Annotated in this window: 1 protein-coding gene; it reads right to left on the bottom strand. The window is 71.5% G+C overall.

Annotated features, from left to right (window positions below; translation table 11 throughout):
- Positions 1-367: 367 nt before the first annotated feature.
- Positions 368-1,522, bottom strand: coding sequence for an RtcB family protein (locus ABD841_RS33990; RefSeq protein ID WP_344980376.1), 1,155 nt, complete (start codon positions 1,520-1,522; stop codon positions 368-370).
- Positions 1,523-1,660 lie beyond the last annotated feature (138 nt).

The raw sequence follows: 1,660 nt of genomic DNA on the forward strand, positions 1-1,660 counted from the left end.
CGTCAGCGGCTGACCCCCGCACCACCCGCGGGCCTCGCACCTCCTGAGGCCCGCGGGCACCCGGCCCGGTGAACACCCACCACCGGTCCCGCGGGCACCCGGCCATCGGACAGGATCCGCGCCATCACCGAACCGGGCCGCTCCCACCGCGGAACGGTCCGAGCCGCGATACGGAGCAGACGAGCGCGGAGAGCAGGACACCGGATCCCGCCCGGTCCACCGGACCGGGCGGGATCCGCCGTGCGGCCTCGTCCCTTCCGCCACACCGGATCGGCGTCCCCGCGCCATCGTGAGCCGGCTGACTGCGGGGCCGGAAAGCGCGGCGCCCCGCCGCCTGCGATCGGCGGCGGGGCGCGGATTCCACGGGTCAGCCCTTGTAGTTGAACACCTGGCGCAGCGTGTGCCGGATCTCCACCAGGTCCTTCTGGTCGGCCATCACCTGGTCGATCGGCTTGTACGCCTGCGGGTGCTCGTCCACCAGGGCGGCGGCCCGGTCCGCGTTCCAGGTGCGCCCGCGCATCGCCTCGGCGAGGGACGCGGCCGACAGTTCCTTCTTGGCCTTGGTGCGCGACATCCGGCGGCCCGCCCCGTGCGAGCAGGAGTTGTACGACAACGGGTTCCCGCGACCGCGCACGATGTACGAGCGGGTGCCCATGGAGCCGGGGATCACGCCCTCGTCACCCGTGTCGGCCTTGATGGCCCCCTTACGGGTGATCCACAGATCTTTGCCATCATGCGTCTCACGCTGCGTGAAGTTGTGGTGACAATTGATGGTCCGTACCCGGGTGCCCTTGCCGACGACGCGGAACAGGGCGTCGCTCAGCACCGCGTCCATCCGGGCGCGCGAGGCCATGGCGTAGCGCTGCGACCAGAGCATGTCCTCGATGTAGGCGGTGAACTCGGGCGTGTCCTGCACCAGGTAGGCGAGGTCCGGGTCCTCCAGGCCGACGGCCTGGTGCTTCATCATCTTCTTGGCGTCGACGATGTGCTTGGTCGCGAGCTGGTTGCCGATGCCGCGCGAGCCCGAGTGCAGCACCGTCCAGACCCGGTCGCGCTCGTCGAGGCAGACCTCGACGAAGTGGTTGCCGGAGCCGAGGGTGCCGAACTGGAGGGACACCTTCCTCTCCTGGTCGGAGGTCAGCTCGGTGTGCGGGCGGCCGAGGCCGCTCAGCGCGTGGTCCACGGCGGGGTCGTCGTGGCCCTTGCCGACGCCGGCGGGGATCCGCCTCTCCACCAGGGGCATGAGGGCGTCGAGGGTGTCGGGGAGGTCGGCGGCGGTGAGCGTCGTCTCGGTCGCGACCATGCCGCAGCCGATGTCGACGCCGACGGCGGCCGGGATGACGGCCCCTTCGGTGGGGATCACCGAGCCGACCGTCGCGCCGATGCCGACGTGGGCGTCCGGCATGAGAGCGACGTGGCCGGAGACGAATGGCAGGCGTGCGGCGCGTGCGGCCTGCTCGATCGTTCGCTCGTCGATCTCGCTGGCCCAGGACAGCAGGTTCGGCGCGGGCTGGTTCGGCATCGTGATCTCCTTCGGGTACGGGCTCCAGTCTGCCCACGTCCGCTGTGAGATCCCACTGATTTATCGGTTTGCGGGCCCGGCCTCCCGGCCTCCCGGCCTCCCGGCCTCCCGGCCTCCCGGCCTCCCGGCCTCCCGGCC

Source organism: Streptosporangium fragile (assembly GCF_039534445.1).
Lineage (GTDB): Bacteria > Actinomycetota > Actinomycetes > Streptosporangiales > Streptosporangiaceae > Streptosporangium > Streptosporangium fragile.

Excerpts from the sequence above, each read along its gene's own strand:
- ABD841_RS33990 (WP_344980376.1), bottom strand. The coding sequence starts at position 1,522 with ATGCCGAACCAGCCCGCGCCGAACCTGCTGTCCTGGGCCAGCGAGATC.